The 16,213-nt window shown below is 65.4% G+C and carries 14 protein-coding genes; all 14 read left to right on the forward strand.

Annotation, left to right across the window (positions count from 1 at the left end; genetic code table 11):
• A partial coding sequence (gene mraW, locus VG320_RS07925; RefSeq protein ID WP_327199573.1) for a 16S rRNA (cytosine(1402)-N(4))-methyltransferase occupies positions 1 to 330 on the forward strand: 330 nt, incomplete at its 5' end.
• A complete protein-coding gene (gene ftsL, locus VG320_RS07930; protein WP_327199574.1) occupies positions 327 to 689 on the forward strand; it encodes a cell division protein FtsL in 363 nt (120 codons plus the stop codon). The genes mraW and ftsL, both read left to right, overlap by 4 nt.
• Positions 686 to 2,608 carry a penicillin-binding protein 2 gene (locus VG320_RS07935; RefSeq protein ID WP_327199575.1) on the forward strand — a complete coding sequence of 641 codons (1,923 nt, stop codon included), beginning with the start codon at positions 686 to 688 and terminating at the stop codon, positions 2,606 to 2,608. Before ftsL ends, VG320_RS07935 begins: the two co-directional genes overlap by 4 nt.
• Positions 2,605 to 4,170, forward strand: coding sequence for a UDP-N-acetylmuramoyl-L-alanyl-D-glutamate--2,6-diaminopimelate ligase (locus VG320_RS07940; RefSeq protein WP_327199576.1), 1,566 nt, complete (start codon positions 2,605 to 2,607; stop codon positions 4,168 to 4,170). The genes VG320_RS07935 and VG320_RS07940 overlap by 4 nt, the downstream gene beginning before the upstream one ends.
• Positions 4,167 to 5,579, forward strand: a complete 1,413-nt coding sequence (locus tag VG320_RS07945) for a UDP-N-acetylmuramoyl-tripeptide--D-alanyl-D-alanine ligase (protein WP_327199577.1) — start codon at positions 4,167 to 4,169, stop codon at positions 5,577 to 5,579. The genes VG320_RS07940 and VG320_RS07945 overlap by 4 nt, the downstream gene beginning before the upstream one ends.
• Positions 5,580 to 5,599: 20 nt before the next feature.
• A complete protein-coding gene (mraY, locus tag VG320_RS07950; protein ID WP_103707214.1) occupies positions 5,600 to 6,769 on the forward strand; it encodes a phospho-N-acetylmuramoyl-pentapeptide-transferase in 1,170 nt (389 codons plus the stop codon).
• 30 nt (positions 6,770 to 6,799) lie between these two features.
• A complete protein-coding gene (gene murD / locus VG320_RS07955; RefSeq protein ID WP_327199578.1) occupies positions 6,800 to 8,320 on the forward strand; it encodes a UDP-N-acetylmuramoyl-L-alanine--D-glutamate ligase in 1,521 nt (506 codons plus the stop codon).
• Positions 8,317 to 9,597, forward strand: coding sequence for a putative lipid II flippase FtsW (gene ftsW, locus VG320_RS07960; protein ID WP_327199579.1), 1,281 nt, complete (start codon positions 8,317 to 8,319; stop codon positions 9,595 to 9,597). The genes murD and ftsW overlap by 4 nt, the downstream gene beginning before the upstream one ends.
• Complete coding sequence (gene murG / locus VG320_RS07965; protein WP_327199580.1) at positions 9,594 to 10,700, forward strand: undecaprenyldiphospho-muramoylpentapeptide beta-N-acetylglucosaminyltransferase; 1,107 nt, start codon at positions 9,594 to 9,596, stop codon at positions 10,698 to 10,700. Before ftsW ends, murG begins: the two co-directional genes overlap by 4 nt.
• Positions 10,697 to 12,091 (forward strand): UDP-N-acetylmuramate--L-alanine ligase, encoded by a 1,395-nt coding sequence (gene murC / locus VG320_RS07970; protein WP_327199581.1) that lies wholly within the window; start codon positions 10,697 to 10,699, stop codon positions 12,089 to 12,091. Before murG ends, murC begins: the two co-directional genes overlap by 4 nt.
• 5 nt (positions 12,092 to 12,096) lie before the next feature.
• Positions 12,097 to 13,050: a D-alanine--D-alanine ligase gene (locus VG320_RS07975; protein WP_327199582.1), complete on the forward strand. Its 954-nt coding sequence runs from the start codon at positions 12,097 to 12,099 to the stop codon at positions 13,048 to 13,050.
• Positions 13,051 to 13,122: 72 nt separating this feature from the next.
• Positions 13,123 to 13,878 carry a cell division protein FtsQ/DivIB gene (locus tag VG320_RS07980; RefSeq protein ID WP_327199583.1) on the forward strand — a complete coding sequence of 252 codons (756 nt, stop codon included), beginning with the start codon at positions 13,123 to 13,125 and terminating at the stop codon, positions 13,876 to 13,878.
• 27 nt (positions 13,879 to 13,905) lie between these two features.
• Positions 13,906 to 15,138, forward strand: a complete 1,233-nt coding sequence (gene ftsA / locus VG320_RS07985; RefSeq protein WP_027817993.1) for a cell division protein FtsA — start codon at positions 13,906 to 13,908, stop codon at positions 15,136 to 15,138.
• Between the two features lie 137 nt (positions 15,139 to 15,275).
• Positions 15,276 to 16,213, forward strand: a 938-nt coding sequence (gene ftsZ / locus VG320_RS07990) for a cell division protein FtsZ (RefSeq protein ID WP_327199584.1), incomplete at its 3' end; no start/stop codon positions are given.

Below are 16,213 nucleotides of genomic sequence, written 5' to 3' on the forward strand. Positions count from 1 at the left end.
ACCCGCACCTTTCAGGCTATACGGATTCACGTCAATCAAGAGCTTGCGGAGCTGCAGGTCGTTCTAGAGGCAGCTTTGTCGTTGCTGGAACAGGGAGGGCGGCTCGTGGTCATCAGCTTTCATTCGCTGGAAGACCGGATCGTGAAGCGGTTCATGCAGGCTAACGCGACGACGCCGGCGATCGATCGCCGTTTGCCGATCCGCGCCGTGGATCTGCCCAGCCCGCCCCTGAAGCTGCTCGGCCGCGTGTTCGCAAGCGACGAAGAAGTCGCGGCGAACCCGCGCGCCCGTTCGGCTGTGATGCGCATTGCGGAGCGCATCACGCCATGAATCGCCTGAACATCTTCCTGCTGATCGTCGTCATGGGCTGCGCGTTGTCGGTCGTCAACGCCACCAATCAGCAGCGGCAGATTTTCATCCAGTTGCAACGCGCGCAGTCGCAGGAGCGTCAGCTCCAGCAGGACTACGCGCAGCTTCAATATCAGCAGAGCGCGCTGTCACGGACGTCGCGCGTTGAACAGCTCGCTACCGATTCGCTCAAAATGCAGGCCGTGACGACCGGACGCACGCAATACCTGACGCTCGCACCGGGCGCCGCCACCGCCGTGGACGCGCCGGTGCCCACGTCCGCACCCAGCGTCGCCTCGGCGCCTGCTGGCGCGAACGCCCGTCGTGGAGTTACGCGATGAAAAAGGGCAATAGCCGCAAGAGCGTCGCCTTCAGCGCCAATCCGATTCTCTCCGTGCGCCTGCCGATGTGGCGCTCGAAGCTCGTCGTCTTCATGCTGTTCATGGCGTTCGTCGCGCTCGCCGCGCGCGCGTTCTGGATCCAGGGACCGGGCAACGCTTTCTATCAGAAGCAGGGCGAAAGCCGCTATCAGCGCACGATTGAGCTGCCCGCCACGCGCGGCAAGATTCTCGACCGTAACGGCCTTGTGCTGGCGACGAGTCTGCCCGTGCGCGCAATCTGGGCGATCCCCGAAGCCGTGCCCGACGACCTGGGCGCCGACAAGCTCAACCAGCTCGGCAAGTTGCTCGACATGTCGAGCAAGGACCTGCGCGCGAAGCTCTCCGAAGATAAAACCTTCGTGTACGTGAAGCGTCAGGTGCCGCTCGACGTCGCGCAACAGATTACGGCGCTCGACATTCCCGGCATCTATCAGCGCAACGAATACAAACGTTTCTATCCGGAAGGCGACGTCACGGCCCACTTGATCGGCTTCACCAATGTGGAAGACGAAGGCCAGGAAGGCGTCGAACTGTCGGACCAGAAGATTCTTGCGGGCGTGGCGGGCATTCGCCACGTCATCAAGGACCGCATGGGCCACATCGTCGAAGACGTGGATGAGACGGTCGTGCCGCACGATGGCAAGGATGTCGAACTATCTATCGACAGCAAGATTCAATACATCGCGTATTCGAACCTGAAGGCTGCGGTCGAAAAGTTCAAGGCCAAGGCGGGCGCTGCGATGGTGGTGGACGTGCGCACGGGCGAAGTGCTCGCGCTCGTCAATTATCCGACCTACAACCCGAACGATCGCACGCACCTTACGGGCGAGCAGCTGCGCAACCGCATTCTCACCGACGTGTTCGAGCCGGGCTCGATCATGAAGCCGTTCACGGTGTCGCTGGCCCTCGATCTGCACCGCGTCTCGCCGACTACACTGGTGGATACGGGCGCGGGCCACTTCACCCTCGACGGCGCGACCATTACCGACGACGCCGGTTTTGGCGTGCTCACCGTGGGCGGCGTGATCCAGAAGTCGAGCAACATCGGCGCGACCAAGATCGCGATGACGCTGCGCCCCGAAGAGATGTGGAACATGTACACCAGCATCGGTCTCGGGCAGGCGCCGAAAATCGGGTTCCCCGGCGCGGCGCCGGGACGCCTGCGTCCGTGGAAAAGCTGGCGCCGCATCGAACAGGCGACGATGTCCTACGGCTATGGCCTGTCGGTGTCGCTGTTCCAGCTCGCGCGCGCCTACACGGCCATCGCCCACGACGGCCAGATCCTGCCCGTGTCGATCTTCCGCCACCCCGGCGACGACCAGCCTGCGGTCGGCACCCAGGTGTTCGCGCCCACGACCGCGCGCGAAGTGCGCACGATGCTCGAAAGCGTGGTGTCGAAGCAGGGCACCTCGCCCGAAGCCGCAGTGGCCGGCTACCGCGTGGGCGGCAAGTCCGGCACGGCGTACAAGCACGGCCCGCACGGCTACGATCATTCGAAGTATCGCGCCTCGTTCGTCGGCATGGCGCCGATGCCGAATCCGCGCATCGTTGTCGCGGTGACGGTGGACGAACCGACGGCGGGCAGCCACTTCGGCGGCGCGGTGTCGGGGCCGGTGTTCTCGGGCATCGTCGGCGATACGCTGCGCTCGCTTAACGTGCCGCCTGACATGCCGGTCAAGCAACTGGTCGTGTCCGACGACAGCGCGTCGTCGACGGCGGTCGCGAATGCACCGAGCGCGCCGGTTGCACCGAAAGCACAGAACGCAGCGGCCACGCCTGCGAAGCGCGTCGCCAACTCGGGCGCCGTCAAAGGCCCGTCCGGCGCGCATCACATGACGGTTGCCGACAACGTTAAAACCCGACCCGGAGTCGTCCGATGAGCGCCACGCGCACCCAGCATCCCGCGCACCGGCAGATCGCGGACGCCCTCGCGTGGCTGCGCGCGCGCATCGCGAGCACAGCCAATCTGCACGCCGATACCCGTTCGCTCCAGCCGGGCGACGTGTTTCTCGCCTACGCCGTCGAAGGCGCGGATAACCGCTCGCATATCGAAAACGCGCTCGCGCGCGGCGCGGCCGCTGTGCTGTATCAGCCGGAAGGCTATACGGGCCAGTTCGATGCTGCGCAGGCGCAGAACGCCCTGGCGGTCCCGCAACTCGACGTGCTGGCGGGCGAAATCGCCAGCGGCTGGTACAACGATCCGAGCGACGCCATGCTCGTGGTCGGCGTGACCGGCACCAATGGCAAGACCTCGTGCAGCCAGTGGGTCGCATCGGCGCTTTCGGCTATCGGCCAGAAGTGCGCGATCGTCGGCACGCTGGGCAGTGGCTTTGTCGGCCAGCTCGTGCATACCGGCTTTACGACGCCCGACGCGCCGCAACTGCAGCGCTCGCTCGCGCAATTGCGTCAGCAGGGCGCGCAGGCCGTGGCAATGGAAGTGTCGTCGCACGCGCTGCATCAGGGCCGCGTGAACGGCACGTCGTTCGATATCGCGGTCTTCACGAATCTCTCGCAGGACCACCTCGACTATCACCGCACCTTCGAAGCCTACGAGGCAGCGAAGGCGCGTCTGTTTGCGTGGCCGGGCCTGCGCGCCGCCGTCATCAACGCCGACGATGCTGCTGGCCGCCGTTTGATCGCCGCCACGCGCGGCGCGGCGCGCACCATCGCCTACGGCGTGAATACCCCCGCCGCCGACGCGCCGGTCGCTGACGCCTGGCTGCGCGCGAAAGACGTGCGCGCTACCGCCACGGGCACCGCATTCCATCTGGAAACGTCGGATTGGGGCGAAGCCAATATCGAAGTGCAGACGCTCGGCCTTTTCAACGTCAGCAATCTGCTGGGTGTGCTGGGCGCGCTGCTGGCGGCGAACGTGCCGCTTCTCGCCGCACTCAATGAAATCGCGAAGCTGCAGCCGGTCAACGGCCGCATGGAGCGCCTGGGCGGCCGCGCCGATCACGACGAGCCGCTCGTCGTGATCGATTACGCACACACGCCCGACGCGCTCGAAAAGACGCTCGAAGCGCTGCGCCCGATCGCGGCGGCGCGCGGCGGCAAGCTCGTCTGCATGTTTGGCTGCGGCGGCGACCGCGACGCCACCAAGCGTCCGCTGATGGGCGCAATCGCCGAGCGTCTGGCCGATCAAACCGTCGTGACGAGCGACAACCCGCGCAGCGAAGCGCCGGCCACGATCATCGACCAGATCGTCGGCGGCATGCGCGAACCCGCGAAGGCGCGCCGTATCGAGGACCGCGCCAGCGCGATCCTGCAGGCGGTGCGCGGCGCGGTCAAGGAAGACGTCGTCGTGCTGGCCGGCAAGGGGCACGAGGCAACTCAGGAAATCATGGGCAAGAAGCGCGCGTTCTCCGATCAGGATCACGCACGCCTTGCCCTCGCTGCCCGTCCGACTTCCGATCGGCATGGGCGCGGAGGCGGTGAATGACAATGCTTTCCCTGCGCGAAGCTGCGGCGCTGATTCCCGGCGCCAGCGTTCTCGGCGACGAGAACGCCACCTTCGAACGCATCTCGACCGACAGCCGCACGACCGGCCCCGGCGACCTTTTCGTCGCGCTCAAGGGCGACCGTTTCGACGCGCACGATTTCCTGCCCGAAGTGGCGGGGCGTCATGTGAGTGCGGCGCTCGTCTCGCGCAGCCCCGGCGACTGGCGCATTCCGGCGCTGCGCGTGGACGACACGCGCACGGCGCTGGGCGCGCTCGCGCTTGGCTGGCGGCGTCGCTTCACGATGCCGCTCGTCGCCGTGACGGGCAGCAACGGCAAGACCACGGTCAAGGAAATGATCGCGTCGATCTTCGCCGCTGCGGTGGGCGAGGACGCGCGTCTGGCGACCGCGGGCAATCTGAACAACGACATCGGCGTGCCGCTCACGCTGCTGCGTCTGAGCGCGGCGCATCAGCTTGCTGTGGTCGAACTCGGCATGAATCATCCCGGCGAAACCGACCTGCTCGCGAAGTTCGCCGAGCCGACCGTGGCCGTGGTGAACAACGCCCAGCGCGAGCACCAGGAATTCATGGCGACGGTCGAAGCCGTCGCGCTCGAACACGCGAGCGTGATTCACGCGCTCAAGCCCGAAGGCACGGCCGTGTTTCCCGCCGACGACGCCTACGCCGGCATCTGGCGCGTGGCGGCGACCGGCTCGCAGATTCTCGACTTCGCGCTGCACAGCGATGAACGCGCAGTCGATGCAGCGGTGACCGGCAAGCTCAGCGGCTCGCGTCTTTCGGTCGCGACGCCCGAAGGCCATCTCGAAGTCGAGCTGAAAGTGCTTGGCGCACACAACGCGCACAACGCGCTCGCGGCCACGGCAGCGGCGCTTGCGTCGGGCGTGTCGCTCGATGCGATCCGTCGCGGGCTGGAAGCGTTCGAGCCGGTGAAGGGCCGTTTGCAGGTCAAACGTGCGGCGCTTGCGGAACTTGCGGGCGCAAAGGTGATCGATGACACCTACAACGCGAACCCCGATTCCGTGCGCGCGGCCATCGACGTACTCGCTTCGCACTGCGCGCCGCGCGTGCTGGTGCTCGGCGACATGGGCGAAGTCGGCGACAACGGCCCGGCGTTTCACCGCGAGGTGGGCGCCTATGCGAAGGAGCGCGGCATCGACGCGCTTTACACGCTCGGCGCCGCTGCGCGCGACATCTCGACGGCTTTCGGCGCAGGTGCGCTGCACGCCGCCGATGTGACCGAGCTGGTGCGCACACTCGCTGGCGCCGGTTACGGCGCAGGCGCCACGATTCTCGTGAAAGGCTCGCGCTTCATGCAGATGGAGCGCGTCGTAACGGCTTTGACGAACCCGCAACCCACCGCACCGGACGCAGCGTCCGGCGCGCACTGATTTTCTAAGGAATACAAGGCATGCTACTGGCGCTGGCGCAATGGCTGCAGAATGACGCAAGCTTCTTGCGCGTGTTCAGTTATCTGACGTTTCGTGCGGTGATGGCCACCATCACCGCGATGGCGATCGGGCTTTTTCTCGGGCCCTGGGTCATTCGCAAGCTCACCGAAATGAAGGTCGGCCAGGCCGTGCGCACGGACGGCCCGCAGACTCACCTCGTGAAGTCCGGCACGCCCACCATGGGCGGCGTGCTGATCCTGCTGGGCATCGCCGTGGCGACGCTGCTGTGGGGCGACCTCTCGAACCGCTTTATCTGGATCGTGATGCTGGTCACCTTCGGCTTTGGCGCGATCGGCTGGGTCGACGACTATCGCAAGGTGGTCTACAAGGATCCGCGCGGCATGTCGTCGCGCGAAAAGTACTTCTGGCAGTCGGTGATCGGCCTGTTCGCGGCGGTGTATCTCGCCTTCAGCGTGTCCGAGGCGAATAACGTGCGCGTGTTCGACCTGTTCATGGCATGGGTGCGCAGCGGGCTGTCGATGGGCCTGCCCGCGCGTGCGGACCTGTTGTTGCCGTTCCTCAAGTCGATGACCTATCCGCTCGGCGTGTGGGGTTTCATCGCGCTCACGTATTTCGTGATCGTCGGCGCGAGCAACGCCGTGAACCTCACCGATGGTCTCGACGGCCTCGTCATCATGCCGGTCGTGCTGGTGGGCGCGTCGCTGGGCGTGTTCGCCTACGTGATGGGCAGCTCGGTCTACTCGAAATACCTGCTGTTCCCGCACATTCCGGGCGCGGGCGAACTGCTGATCTTCTGCTCGGCGATGGGCGGCGCGGGCCTCGCGTTCCTCTGGTTCAACACGTATCCGGCGCAGGTGTTCATGGGCGACGTGGGAGCGCTTGCGCTCGGCGGGGCGCTTGGCACCATCGCCGTGATCGTGCGCCAGGAAATCGTGCTCTTCATCATGGGCGGCATCTTCGTCGCGGAGACGCTTTCCGTGATGCTGCAGGTCACCTGGTTCAAGTACACGAAAAAGCGTTATGGCGAAGGGCGCCGCATCTTCAAGATGGCGCCGCTGCATCACCATTTCGAACTGTCGGGCTGGAAGGAAACGCAGGTGGTGGTGCGTTTCTGGGTCATCACGCTGATGCTGTGCCTGATCGGCCTGTCGACGCTCAAGCTGCGTTAATCCATTTTTGCCTACTTAGGAAAGCAAGCGATGTTTGGCGAGAAGTTTCGGGATCGGCAAAAGCCGATGGTGCTCGTGCTGGGACTCGGCGAATCGGGTCTCGCGATGGCGCGTTGGTGCGCGCGGCAGGGTTGCCGCCTGCGCATTGCCGACACGCGCGAGACGCCGCCCGGTCTGGCCGAACTCGCCACGCACGGCATCGATCCCGCGATCTTCGTCGGCGGTGCGTTTTCTACGGCGCTGCTCGAAGGTGTCGAGATCGTCGCTCTTAGCCCGGGTCTGTCGCCGCTGGCGGCCGACCTCGTGCCGCTGATTGCCGCCGCGCGCGAACAGGGCATCGAAGTCTGGGGCGAACTCGAACTGTTCGCCCAGGCGCTGCGTCATCTGGGCGAAAGCGGCTACGCGCCGAAGGTGCTCGCGATCACCGGCACGAACGGCAAGACCACCACCACGAGCCTCACCGGCATGCTCTGCGAGCGCGCGGGCAAGACCGTGGCGGTCGCGGGCAACATCAGCCCGGCCATGCTCGACAAGCTCGCCGAAGCGATCGACAACACCGCGCTGCCCGATGTCTGGGTGCTCGAACTGTCGAGCTTCCAGCTTGAAACGGCGCATACGTTCGCGCCCGACGCGGCGACCGTCCTCAACATCACGCAGGATCACCTCGACTGGCACGGCGGCCTGGATGCTTACGCCGCCGCGAAGGGCCGCATCTTCGGCGCGCAGACCGTGCGCGTGCTCAATCGCGATGACGCGCGCGTGATGTCGCTCGCACGCGTGAAGGATAGCGGCGAGGCTCGCGTTGTGACGTTCGGCGTGAACGAGCCGCAGCGTGACGGCGACTACGGCCTGTCGCGCGATAACGGCATGCAGTGGCTCGTGCAGGCGCACGACCGCGACGCCGTCGACGAACCGGTTTCGGCGCGCCGCCGCAAGCAACTGGACGCCGCGCCCGTGAATCTCGGCATGAAGCGTTTGATGCCTGTGGATGCGTTGCGTATTCGCGGCCTGCATAACGCGGCCAACGCGCTCGCGGCCTTTGCGCTGGCGCGCGCGATCGATCTTTCTCCGGCAGCGCTGCTGCACGGTCTGCGCGAGTATCGCGGCGAGCCGCATCGCGTCGAACTGATCGCGTCAGTCGAAGGTATCGACTACGTGGACGACAGCAAGGGCACGAATGTAGGCGCGACGGTGGCGGCGCTCGACGGTCTCGCGCAGCGCGCGGTGCTGATCGCAGGCGGCGACGGCAAGGGCCAGGACTTCGATCCGCTGGCCGCGCCCGTGGCGCGCTGGTGCCGCGCGGTCATGCTGATCGGCCGCGACGCACCGAAGATTCGCGCCGCGCTCGAAAGCACCGGCATCGCGCTGACCGATCACGCCACGCTCGAAGACGCCACGCGCGCGGCCGCGACGCTCGCCGAACCCGGCGACGTCGTGCTGCTCTCGCCCGCGTGCGCGAGCTTCGACATGTTCAAGGGCTACGCCCATCGCGCTGCTGTATTCCGCGACACGGTGGAAGCCATCGCCGCAGAACGGGGGACGACGATATGAGCTGGTCCGAACGATTCGGCGCGCGTTTGTCGCGTGAAGCGAGCGGTGGGTCTGCCGATCACAACGGCTCGCTGGGTTCGTCCAATGCACGCACGGGCGGCATTTCGAGTGCGGTCAACGGCGTGCGCCCGGCACGTTCGCGCATGCTCGATTACGACTACTCGCTGCTATGGGCGGTCATTGCGCTGCTGGGACTGGGCGTGGTGATGGTCTATTCGGCGTCGATCGCGATGCCCGATTCGCCGAAGTACGCCTCGTACCGCGACTGGGCGTTTCTCGCGCGCCATATCGTTTCGCTGGTGGTCGCCACGGTCGCGGCGGTGGTGGCGTTCCGCATCCCCGTGTCCGTATGGGAGCGTTACGCGCCGAAGATTTTTCTGATTGCGCTGGCGATGCTCGTGGTCGTGTTGATTCCGCACATCGGCAAGGGCGTGAACGGCGCACGGCGCTGGATTCCGCTTGGCATCACCAATATGCAGCCGTCGGAAATCATGAAGCTCGCCGTGACGATCTACGCGGCGAATTACACGGTGCGCAAACAGGAATTCATGCACAGCTTCGGCAAGGGCTTCCTGCCGATGGCGTTTGCCGTCGGCGTGGTGGGCGCGCTGCTGCTGCTCGAACCCGACATGGGCGCGTTCATGGTGATCGCCGCGATCGCGATGGGCGTGCTGTTTCTCGGCGGCGTGAACGGCAAGCTGTTCGGCGGCCTCGTGCTGACGGCGGTGGGCACTTTCACGATGCTCGTGTGGCTCTCGCCGTGGCGTCGCGAGCGGATCTTCGCTTACCTCGATCCGTGGGACGACCGCTACGCGCAGGGCAAGGCGTATCAGCTCACGCACTCGCTGATCGCGTTTGGGCGTGGCGAATGGTTTGGCGTGGGCCTGGGCGGCAGCGTCGAAAAGCTCAATTACCTGCCCGAAGCGCACACCGACTTCATCCTGGCCGTGATCGGCGAGGAACTCGGTTTCGTCGGCGTGATGATCGTGATCCTGCTGTTCTACTGGATCGTGCGCCGCTCGTTCGAGATCGGCCGTCAGGCGCTCGCGCTTGACCGCACCTTCGCGGGTCTGGTCGCCAAGGGTCTGGGCGTGTGGTTCGGCGCGCAGGCCTTCATCAACATGGGCGTGAATCTCGGCCTGTTGCCGACCAAGGGCCTGACGCTGCCGCTCGTGAGTTACGGCGGCTCGGGCATTTTGTTGAACTGTATTGCGGTGGCCTTGCTGTTGAGAGTCGATTACGAGAACCGGGTATTGATGCGCGGGGGCAAGGTATGAGCGCACCGCAGACGCGCACCCTCATGGTGATGGCCGGCGGGACCGGGGGGCACGTGTTCCCTGGGCTCGCCGTTGCGCATCGCATGCAGGAGTGGGGCTGGCGCGTGGTGTGGCTCGGCAATCCCGCAGGCATGGAAGCGACGCTGGTGCCGAAGCACGGCATCGCGATGGAATACGTGCGTTTTGGCGGCGTGCGCGGCAAAGGCCTCAAGACCAAGCTGATGTTGCCCGTTAACCTGCTGCGCGCATGCACGCAGAGTCTCGCGGCGCTGCGTCGCGTGAAGCCCGATGTGGTGCTCGGCATGGGTGGCTACATCACGTTCCCGGCGGGCGTGATGAGCGCGCTGTCGGGCCGTCCGCTCGTGCTGCACGAACAGAATTCGATCGCGGGTCTCGCGAACAAGGTGCTCGCGAAGCTTGCGAAGCGCGTGCTCGTGGCGTTCCCGGGCGCGCTGCCGCAGGGCGAGTGGACCGGCAACCCGATCCGCGCCGAACTCGAACACGTGGTGCAGCCGAAGGACCGCTACGCGCAGCGCAGCGGCCCGTTGCGCGTGCTGGTGGTGGGCGGCAGCCTGGGCGCTGCGGCGCTCAATGAAGTCGTGCCGCGCGCGCTGTCGAAGCTCACGCCGGCGGAGCGTCCGCTGGTGGTGCATCAGGCGGGCGCGAAGCACATCGACGCCTTGCGTCAGAACTATCTGGACGCGGGAATCGAACCCGGTGAAGCGGCGCAACTCGTGCCCTTCATCGACGATATGGCAAGCGCTTATGAGAACGCGGATCTGGTGATCTGCCGCTCGGGCGCGATGACGGTGGCGGAAATCGCCGCGGTGGGCGTGGCGGCGCTGTTCGTGCCGTTCCCCTACGCGGTGGACGATCACCAGACCACCAACGCGGCGTTCCTCGCGCAAGAGGGCGCGGCGCGCGTGGTGCAGCAACGCGAGTTGTCGGCAGACGCGCTCGCGGACTGGCTTAAGCAGCAAACCCGGCAATCGCTGGCAGAAATGGCAGAGCGCGCCCGCGCGCTCGCAAAACCCGACGCCGCCGAACAGGTCGCGCGCATCTGCGCGGCCGCGGCGGGCGTAGTAGCGGGAGGAAAGCAATGAAACACATCGTCAAACACATCCATTTCGTCGGCATCGGCGGCGCGGGCATGAGCGGCATCGCCGAAGTGCTCGTCAATCTCGGTTACCACGTAAGCGGCTCGGACCTCGCGAAGAACGCGGTCACCGACCGCCTCGCCGCGCTCGGCGCGCGCATCGCGATTGGCCATGCCGAAGAGAACATCGAAGGCGCGAACGCCGTGGTCGTTTCGACCGCCGTGCGCAGCGACAACCCCGAAGTGCTGGCCGCGCGCCATCGCCGCATTCCCATCGTGCCGCGCGCCGTGATGCTCGCGGAGCTGATGCGCCTCAAACAAGGCATCGCCATCGCGGGCACGCACGGCAAGACCACGACCACGTCGCTGGTGGCGAGCGTGCTGGCGGCGGGCGGGCTCGATCCGACTTTCGTGATCGGCGGGCGTCTGATTAGCGCCGGCGCGAACGCACGTCTGGGCACGGGCGACTTCATCGTCGCGGAAGCCGACGAATCGGACGCCTCGTTCCTCAATCTGTTCCCGGTGATCGAAGTCATCACGAACATCGACGCCGATCACATGGACACCTACGGGCACGACTTCGCGCGCCTGAAGCAGGCGTTCATCGAATTCACGCACCGTCTGCCGTTCTACGGCATCGCAGTGCTGTGCGTCGACGATCCGAACGTGAAGGAAATCCTGCCGTTCGTGTCGAAGCCGATCATCCGTTACGGCTTCGCGCCCGACGCGCAGGTGCGCGCCGTCAACGCAGTCGCACGCGACGGAAAAATGTATTTCACGGTGATGCGCGAAGATGCACCGGCGCTCGATATCGTGCTGAACCTGCCGGGCGATCACAACGTGCAGAACGCGCTGGCGGCGATTGCGATTGCGACCGAGCTCGAAGTGAAGGATGAAGACATCCAGCGCGCGCTGGCGGAATTCAACGGCGTGGGCCGACGTTTCCAGCGTTACGGCGAAATTCCCGTCAACGGTGGCGGTACTTACACGTTGATCGACGACTATGGCCACCATCCGGTGGAAATGGCGGCGACCATCGCGGCCGCGCGCGGCGCGTTTCCGGACCGTCGCCTCGTGCTGGCGTTCCAGCCGCACCGCTACACGCGTACGCGCGACTGCTTCGAGGATTTCGTGCGCGTGCTGTCGACCACCGATGCGCTGGTGCTGACCGATGTGTACTCGGCTGGCGAAGCGCCGATCGTCGCGGCGGACGGCCGGGCGTTGGCGCGCGCGATCCGCGTGGCGGGCAAGGTCGAGCCGGTGTTTATCGAAACGGTGGATGAGATGCCGGACGCGCTGGCCGCAGTGGTGCGCGACGGCGACGTGGTGATTACGATGGGCGCGGGTTCGATCGGCGGTGTGCCGGGCCGGATCGCGCAACAGGAACAGAAGGCGTGAGTGACATGAGCAGCATCGATCCGAAATTCGATCCGAAGCAGTTTGGCAAGGTGGCGGTCCTGCTGGGCGGCGTGTCCGCCGAGCGTGCAGTGTCGCTCAAGTCCGGCTCGCTGGTTCTTCAGGCGCTGCAAAGCGCGGGCATCGACGCGCATGCGTTCGATCCGTCCGAGCGGCCGCTGTCAGCGCTCAAGGACGAGGGCTTCGTGCGCGCGTTCAATGCGCTGCATGGCGGCTATGGCGAAAACGGCCAGATTCAGGGCGCGCTCGACTTCTACGGCATCCGTTACACGGGTACGGGCGTGCTCGGCTCGGCGCTCGGTCTGGACAAGTTCCGCAGCAAGCTGGTGTGGCAGCAACTGGGCATTCCGACGCCGCCGTTCGTGGCCGTCCTGCGCGGCGACGATTACGCCGCAGCGGCGCCTGGCATCGTCGCGAAGCTTGGCCTGCCGATCTTCGTGAAGCCCGCGAGCGAAGGTTCGAGCGTGGCCGTCATCAAGGTCAAGACCGAAGCCGAACTGGTCCCGGCGCTCATCGAAGCCGCGAAGCACGACAAGATCGTGCTGGCGGAAAAGAGCATCGAAGGCGGCGGCGAATACACGGCGTGCGTGGCGGGCGACCTCGATCTGCCGATCATCAAGATCGTGCCGGCGGGCGAGTTCTACGACTACGACGCGAAGTACATCCTCGACACGACGCAGTACCTGATTCCGTGCGGCGTCGCGCCGGAGAAAGAAGCAGAACTGAAGAAGCTCGCGCGCCGCGCGTTCGACGTGCTCGGCTGCACCGACTGGGGCCGTGCCGATTTCATGATGGACGGCGCGGGTAACCCGTACTTCCTCGAAGTGAACACGGCGCCTGGCATGACCGATCACTCGCTGCCGCCGAAGGCCGCGCGTGCGGTGGGCATCGAGTATCGCGACCTGGCGGTGCGCGTGCTGGCGCTGACGCTCAAAGACTGAACCGCGCATTTGAACCGCACAAACCTGAACCGCTGCACGACTTGCCGTAAAGACTGACACGACCAACCCGACATGTGGAATAACGTTCGCCAGCTCAACCTCGCCGCCAACGCGTTGCACGCGCTGCTCGTGCTCGCGCTCCTGGTGGCCGGCTGCTACTGGCTGGTGCAGCGGCCGAACTTCACGCTGCGCGAGATCCGCATCGAGGGCGACACCGAGCACATCAACGCGCCCACGGTGCGCGCGAGTGTGGTCGGCCGTCTCAAGGGCAACTTCTTCACCGTCGATCTCGACACCGCGCGCGCCGCGTTCGAGCAGATGCCGTGGGTGCGCCACGCAAGCGTGCGCCGCGTCTGGCCGAATGCGCTGGCGGTATCGCTCGAAGAGTACAAGCCGCTGGGCACGTGGGGCAGCGATCAGCTCGTGAGTACGGACGGCGAGTTGTTCACGGCCAATCAGGGGGAGCTTGACGAAGACCTGCCGGCGTTCGACGGCCCGGACGGCACCGCGCCCGAAGTCGTCGCACGTTATCGCGACTTCGTGAAGTGGTTTGCGCCGCTAGGTCTCGAACCGGACGAAGTGACGCTCACGCCGCGTTACGCGTGGACGGTGAAGCTCTCGAACGGCATGCAGGTGGAACTTGGCCGTGAGCGCAACGCGGATACGCTCGCGGAACGCTCGCATCGCCTCATCGCCGCGTGGTCGGCGCTCACGCAACGTTGGGGGAAAGACATCGAATATGCGGATTTGCGCTATCCGAACGGTTTTGCGATTCGGGCGGCGGGCATGCGCTTCATTAGCGATACGCCCGGCCCGGGCAAGAAGTAACAGCACATCACACGCAACGAGCACGATATGAGTAAAGACTATAAGGATCTGCTGGTCAGCCTCGACATCGGGACGTCGAAGGTGGTGGCCGTCGTCGCCGAAATGAAGAGCGATGGCCACTACGAGGTGATCGGCCTCGGCCAGGCCGAATCGAAAGGTCTCAAGAAGGGCGTGGTGGTGAACATCGAGGCCACGGTGCAGTCTATCCAGCGTGCGCTCGAAGAAGCGGAACTCATGGCCGACTGCAAGATCACTAATGTGTTCACCGGCATCGCGGGCAGCCATATTCGCAGCTTCAACTCGAGTGGCATGGTCGCCATCAAGGAGAAGGAAGTCACGCAGACGGACGTCGCGCGCGTGATCGAAACCGCGAAGGCGATCAACATCCCGACCGATCAACAGGTGCTGCATATCCTCACGCAGGAATTCATCATCGACGGTCAGGAGGATGTGCGCGAGCCGATCGGTATGAGCGGCATCCGCCTCGAAGTGAAGGTGCACATCGTCACCGGCGCGGTGAGCGCGGCGCAGAACATCGTCAAGTGCGTGCGCCGCTGCGGCCTCGAAGTGAACGATCTGATTTTGCAGCCGCTGGCCTCGTCGCTGGCGGTGCTCACCGACGACGAGAAGGAACTCGGCGTGGTGCTGGTGGATGTGGGCGGCGGCACGACCGATATCGCGATCTTCAGCGAAGGCGCGATCCGTCACACAGCGGTGATTCCGATCGCGGGCGATCAGGTCACGAGCGACATCGCCATGGCGCTGCGCACGCCCACGCCCGACGCGGAAGACATCAAGGTGAGCTACGGCATCGCCAAGCAGGCGCTGGCCGATCCGGACGAAATGATCGAAGTGCCGGGGCTTGGCGAGCGCGGTCCGCGCACGCTGTCGCGCCAGGCGCTCGCCGCGGTGATCGAGCCGCGCGTGGAAGAGTTGTTCTCGCTCGTGCAGCAGGTGGTGCGCGAGTCGGGCTATGAGGAATTGCTCAGTTCGGGCGTCGTGCTGACAGGCGGCGCTGCGATGATGCCGGGCATGGTGGAGCTCGGCGAAGACATCTTCCTCAAGCCGGTGCGCATTGGCGTGCCGGAATACGCGGGCGGTCTCGCCGACGTCGTGCGCAATCCGCGCTATTCGACGGCGATGGGTCTGCTCGTGGAGGGCCGCGCGCAGCGTATGCGCGGCCGCAAGGTTGCAGTGCAGTCGGGGTCGATGGGCCAGGTCTTTACACGCATGAAGGACTGGTTCCTCGGCAACTTCTGACGCGGCAGTTTGCGCGAAGGGAAAACGCAGGGACCGAATAAGCGCCGGTGACGGCGGCCGGCGCGCAGGGAAGGGTTGCCCGACTCTTTCCTGAATAACGGCCGAGGTGCGGAAATCTTTTTCTTGACGGAGGCAACATGGAATTCCAGATGCTGGAAACGGAAACCAACGGCACCATCATCAAGGTGGTGGGCGTAGGTGGCGCTGGCGGCAATGCCGTGCAGCACATGATCAATCGCGGCGTGCAGGGTGTCGACTTCATCGTGATGAACACGGACGCCCAGGCGCTCTCGCGTTCGCGCGCACCGGCCGTGATCCAGCTTGGCAACACGGGTCTGGGCGCTGGTGCGAAGCCCGAAATGGGCCGCGCAGCGGCTGAAGAAGCCCGCGAGCGCATCGCCGATTCGCTGCGCGGCGCGCACATGGTGTTCATCACCGCCGGCATGGGCGGCGGCACGGGTACGGGTGCAGCACCCGTGGTCGCGCAGATCGCCAAGGAAATGGGCATTCTCACCGTTGGCGTGGTGAGCAAGCCGTTCGAATTCGAAGGCGGCAAGCGCATGCGCGTGGCGGAAGCCGGCTCGCAGCAACTGGAGGATCACGTCGACTCGCTGATCGTCGTCCTGAACGACAAGCTGTTCGACGTGATGGGCGATGACGCCGAGATGGACAAGTGCTTCCAGTGCGCCGACGACGTTCTGAACAACGCGGTCGCGGGCATTGCCGAAATCATCAACGTCGATGGTTTGGTCAACGTCGACTTCGAAGACGTGAAGACGGTGATGGGCGAGCAAGGCAAGGCGATGATGGGCACGGCCACGGTGGCCGGCGTCGATCGCGCACGTCTGGCCGCGGAACAGGCGGTCGCAAGCCCGCTGCTCGAAGGCGTCGATCTGTCGGGCGCGCGCGGCGTGCTCGTCAACATCACGTCGAGCCGCTCGCTGCGCTTGTCCGAAACGCGCGAAGTGATGAACACCATCAAGAGCTACGCGGCGGAAGACGCCACGGTGATCTTCGGTGCCGTGTACGACGACGCGATGGGCGACGCACTGCGCGTGACGGTGGTGGCAACGGG

The organism is Paraburkholderia sp., from assembly GCF_035948235.1.
Classification (GTDB): domain Bacteria; phylum Pseudomonadota; class Gammaproteobacteria; order Burkholderiales; family Burkholderiaceae; genus Paraburkholderia.

Excerpts from the sequence above, each read along its gene's own strand:
- VG320_RS07980 (WP_327199583.1), top strand. The coding sequence starts at position 13,123 with ATGTGGAATAACGTTCGCCAGCTCAACCTCGCCGCCAACGCGTTGCAC.
- murC (WP_327199581.1), top strand. The coding sequence starts at position 10,697 with ATGAAACACATCGTCAAACACATCCATTTCGTCGGCATCGGCGGCGCG.
- ftsA (WP_027817993.1), top strand. The coding sequence starts at position 13,906 with ATGAGTAAAGACTATAAGGATCTGCTGGTCAGCCTCGACATCGGGACG.
- mraY (WP_103707214.1), top strand. The coding sequence starts at position 5,600 with ATGCTACTGGCGCTGGCGCAATGGCTGCAGAATGACGCAAGCTTCTTG.
- VG320_RS07940 (WP_327199576.1), top strand. The coding sequence starts at position 2,605 with ATGAGCGCCACGCGCACCCAGCATCCCGCGCACCGGCAGATCGCGGAC.
- murG (WP_327199580.1), top strand. The coding sequence starts at position 9,594 with ATGAGCGCACCGCAGACGCGCACCCTCATGGTGATGGCCGGCGGGACC.
- VG320_RS07935 (WP_327199575.1), top strand. The coding sequence starts at position 686 with ATGAAAAAGGGCAATAGCCGCAAGAGCGTCGCCTTCAGCGCCAATCCG.
- ftsL (WP_327199574.1), top strand. The coding sequence starts at position 327 with ATGAATCGCCTGAACATCTTCCTGCTGATCGTCGTCATGGGCTGCGCG.
- VG320_RS07975 (WP_327199582.1), top strand. The coding sequence starts at position 12,097 with ATGAGCAGCATCGATCCGAAATTCGATCCGAAGCAGTTTGGCAAGGTG.
- VG320_RS07945 (WP_327199577.1), top strand. The coding sequence starts at position 4,167 with ATGACAATGCTTTCCCTGCGCGAAGCTGCGGCGCTGATTCCCGGCGCC.
- murD (WP_327199578.1), top strand. The coding sequence starts at position 6,800 with ATGTTTGGCGAGAAGTTTCGGGATCGGCAAAAGCCGATGGTGCTCGTG.
- ftsW (WP_327199579.1), top strand. The coding sequence starts at position 8,317 with ATGAGCTGGTCCGAACGATTCGGCGCGCGTTTGTCGCGTGAAGCGAGC.